At 74.9% G+C, this 3,759-nt stretch carries 5 protein-coding genes; 2 read left to right on the plus strand and 3 right to left on the minus strand.

The genetic code is table 11. The annotated features are described in order from the left end of the window. Positions 1–135 (minus strand): helix-turn-helix domain-containing protein (locus tag ACZ1IK_RS11025; RefSeq protein ID WP_363677926.1); only part of this gene is annotated, 135 nt, incomplete at its 3' end. Positions 136–261: 126 nt separating this feature from the next. Here ACZ1IK_RS11025 and ACZ1IK_RS11030 point away from each other — a divergent pair. Beyond that, positions 262–756, plus strand: a complete 495-nt coding sequence (locus tag ACZ1IK_RS11030; RefSeq protein WP_041104945.1) for a hypothetical protein — start codon at positions 262–264, stop codon at positions 754–756. Beyond that, entirely contained in the window at positions 753–1,250 is a 498-nt protein-coding gene (locus ACZ1IK_RS11035; protein WP_036318075.1) for an HIT family protein, read from the plus strand. Before ACZ1IK_RS11030 ends, ACZ1IK_RS11035 begins: the two co-directional genes overlap by 4 nt. A gap of 43 nt (positions 1,251–1,293) precedes the next feature. Here the strand turns inward: ACZ1IK_RS11035 and ACZ1IK_RS11040 are convergent, their stop codons facing one another. Beyond that, positions 1,294–2,358, minus strand: coding sequence for a polyprenyl synthetase family protein (locus ACZ1IK_RS11040; RefSeq protein WP_101967400.1), 1,065 nt, complete (start codon positions 2,356–2,358; stop codon positions 1,294–1,296). Next, the gene (locus tag ACZ1IK_RS11045; protein ID WP_101967399.1) at positions 2,355–3,755 is read right to left on the minus strand and encodes a geranylgeranyl reductase family protein; all 1,401 of its coding nucleotides are present in this window, start codon (positions 3,753–3,755) and stop codon (positions 2,355–2,357) included. Before ACZ1IK_RS11045 ends, ACZ1IK_RS11040 begins: the two co-directional genes overlap by 4 nt. Between the last annotated feature and the right edge of the window lie 4 nt (positions 3,756–3,759).

Genomic DNA, 3,759 nt, shown 5'->3' on the forward strand with positions numbered 1-3,759 from the left:
CACCCAGGTGGCCACCGTGGGGCGGCTGACGCGGAACTCGGCGGCCACGTGTGCCTGCGGGATCCCGTCGTGCAGGTGGCGGTGGACCATCCTGAGACGGCCGGTCGGGGTCAGGGGTGCGTTAGCGTGAGTCATGAGTGGGTCTCTTCTGGCAGGTGGGTTGTTGAGGAACTTCCATCCTGCGGGAGAGGCCCACTCGTCTCATCTCAGCCGGCGCCTCGTGGCAAGAACCTCATGACCCACAACACCTAGACTGGCGGCATGCCCGCCAAGCCCCCCGCCCCCGTGTACCTCCCGGCCTTCCAGCGGCTCGTCCCGGACCTGCTGGGCGACGCCTGGGCCGAGGACGACGGCCTCGCCCCCGCCGACGTCGACGCCCGGCTGGCCCAGTCCCCCGCGGCGGAGCAGCTCGGCGCCGGGCTCATGATCCCGGCTGCTCTCCGCGAGTTCTACCTCGCCCTGGGCAACTGCGGCGACCTCATGGAGACGGACCACTACGTGTGGGACCCCGAGGACCTCGAGGTGCGGGACGGCTTCCTCATGTTCCTGGAGGATGCGGACGAGACGGTCGTGTGGGGCCTGCCGGTGGACAACCTGGCGTTGCCGGACCCGCTGGTGTGGCGGCGCTCCGCCGGTGCCGACGCGCCCGAGGGCGAGTGGCAGGACGAGGGCGGCACCTTCAGCGAGTTCCTGACGGACCTGCTCGCGTGGACCTTCGAGGACCCCGAGGACGACGACGAGGGGCCGGACCGGTGACCGCGCCCGCCCCGGTCTCCCACGCCCCGGACGGCTACGTCTGCCCGTTCTGCGGGCTCGCAGCCGGCGACGTCTCCGACCCGGGCAACCGTTGCGAGCTCGGGGACACCGTCTACCAGGACGAGGACCTGCTCGTGCTCATCGCCGTGGACGGGTTCGGCGAGCACGAGGGACACGCCATGGTCTGCCCGGCCGAGCACTACGAGAACCTCTACGACCTGCCCCCGCGCGTGCTGCAGCGCATCGCCCTGATGGCCCAGCAGGTGGCGCTGGCCATGAAGCGTGCGTGGGCCCCGGAGGGAATCTCCACGCGCCAGCACAACGAGCCCGCCGGCAACCAGCACGTGTGGCACTACCACCTGCACGTCTTCCCGCGCTTCGAGGGGGACCTGCTCTACCGGCAGCTGCGCCACCCGGTGGCCCCGGAGGTCCGCGCCCTCAAGGCCCGGGAGCTCGCGGCCGCGCTGGACCCCGCCCCGACCCGCCTGGACTGAGCGGCCGCCCCGGATCACGGCGGTGACGCCGCGGACCGCGGCGTCAGGCCGAGCGCCCCACCACGTAGTCGGCGAACGCCTCGAGCGCCGTCTTCACGGCGGAGTCCGGCAACGGGGCGAGCGCCTGCTTGGCCTGCTCCGCCCAGCCGCGGGTGATCGCCCACGCCTCGTCGATGGCGGGGTGGCCCGTGAGCGCGGCGACGGCGGCGGCCAGCTGCTCGTCGGTGTCGAGCGGCCCGTCCACGAGCGCGCGCACCCGGCGGGCGTCCTCCGCCTCCGGCCCCTCCCCCTGCGCCGCCCGGGCCAGCAGCAGCGTGGTCAGGGTGGGCACGCGCTCGCGCAGGTCCGTGCCGGGGACCTTGCCGATCCGCTCGGCGTCGCCGGTGAGGTCGATCAGGTCGTCGGCGAGCTGGAAGGCCAGGCCCACCTTCTCGCCGTAGGCGCGCATCACCTGGACGGCGGCCTCGTCGGCCCCGCCCAGCAGCGCGCCGAGCATGCCCGCCGCGGCGATCAGCGAGCCGGTCTTGCCGGAGAGCACCGCGTAGTAGTGCTCGATCGGATCCGCGCCCTCGGCCGGGCCGCGAGTCTCCCACAGCTGGCCCTGCACGAGGCGTTCGAAGGTGTCCGCCTGGATCTGCACGGGCCGCGGGCCGAGCTCGGCCATGAGCTGGGAGGCGCGGGCGAAGATCAGGTCGCCGGCCAGGATCGCCGCCGAGTTTCCCCACAGTCGGTGGGCGGCGGGGGCGCCGCGGCGCACGGGGGCCTCGTCCATCACGTCGTCGTGGTACAGCGTGGCCAGGTGCGTCAGCTCCATCACGACGGCGGCCTGGCGGGCGGGCGCGTCCACGTCGGCGACCTCGCCGGAGGCCAGGGCGGGGTCGCCCAGGAGGGAGGCGAGCACCGTCAGGACCGGACGGACCCGCTTGCCGCCGGCGGCCAGCAGGTGGTGGGCGGCGGTGTCGGAGAAGAGGTCGTCGAAGCCGAGGGCGCTGTCCAGCTGCTCCTCGACCTGCTCGAGCGCGGTCAGCACGACCTCCAGGACACGGCCATGCTCGGCGAGGGGTTCGAAGCCGGAGGGCAGGGCGAAGCCGGGGTCTGCGGTGGTCACCGGGCAAGCCTACCCAACGGCGCGCCGCCCGCGGTCGTCAGCGCGGGGGTGAGCGCCTCGAGCACGCGGACGGCCCGGTCGACGGCGTCGCCGCCCCGCGCGTCCACCGTGTTGCCCATGACCTTCACCGCGGCCCGCAGCAGCGGGGGTGCGGCCATCCCGGCGCCCAGCGCCGCCTTCATCACGCGCGGATCGCCGATCAGGCGGGCGAACCGGGCGCCGAGGGCGAAGTGGCGGCCCCACAGGTGCTGGGTGATCACCGGGTAACGGGACAGGATCGCGTCCGCGGCGCCGTCGGTCCCGGCCGCGTGCGCCTGCACCGCCAGCTCCGCGGCGAGGCGGGCCGCCTCCATCGCGAACCCGATGCCCTCGCCGTTGAACGGGGACACCATGCCGGCCGCGTCGCCCACCAGGAGCATGCCCGGCACGTGCTGCGGGGTGCGGTTGAACGCCATCGGCAGGGCCGCGCCGAGGATCCGCGAGGTGCACGTCTGCTCGGCGATCCCCCAGTCCGCGGTGAGCGCCTCGGTCCAGGACTTCAGCAGCCCGCGGTAGTCCAGCTTCCCGAACTGCGGGGAGGTGTCCAGGATGCCCAGGCCCACGTTCACGGTGCCGTCCGCGAGCGGGAACAGCCAGCCGTAGCCGGGCAGCGGGTTGCCCTCGGCATCCGGCAGGCGCAGCCAGGACTCCATCCACTCCCCCCGGTCGCCGGGCGGGGCGGGGATCGCCCCGTCGACGGCGGCGCCGGCGGTGTAGTAGGCCCGCACGGCCACGCCCATGGGCCGGTCCTCGCGGCGGTGCAGGCCCGCGGAGACGGCGGCGCGGGCGGAGACGCCGTCGCACGCGAGCACGATCGGTGCGGTGAAGCGGGCGGTCTCCCCGGTCTTGCGGCCGTTCGGCGCGATCAGCTCCGCGTCCAGCCCGACCACGCGTCCGGCCTCGTCCCGCACGACGCCGGTGACGGCGTGCCGCTCGCGGACCTCGGCGCCGCGGGTGCGCGCCAGGTCCGCCAGGAGGGCGTCGAAATCGCGTCGGGTGCGCGTGAGCGCGTAGTCCGGCCACGTCTGGGTGGGCGCCCACGGCACGTCCACGCTGCGCTCGCCCGCGCGCAGCCGCAGGCCGCGGATGACGCGCCAGCCGCCGTCGTCGCCGGGCTCACCCCGGTGGGGCACGCCGAGCAGCTGCAGCTCCCGGACCGCCTGCGGGGTCAGGCCGTCGCCGCAGACCTTCTCACGCGGGTGCGCGGTCTTCTCGAGCACCACCACGTCCAGCCCCGCCGCGGCGAGGTGGGCGGCGGCGGTGGCGCCGGCGGGGCCGCAGCCGGAGATCAGCACGTCGGCACGGCGCACGACGGCGGGGGTCGAGGCGGGCGCGGGCGACGTCGGCGTGCCGGTCACTGGG

The sequence above is a fragment of the Micrococcus sp. CS26 genome, assembly GCF_055522295.1.

What these genes read in the sequence shown, in the direction of transcription:
- ACZ1IK_RS11030 (WP_041104945.1), top strand. Translation starts at nt 262, where the DNA reads ATGCCCGCCAAGCCCCCCGCCCCCGTGTACCTCCCGGCCTTCCAGCGG.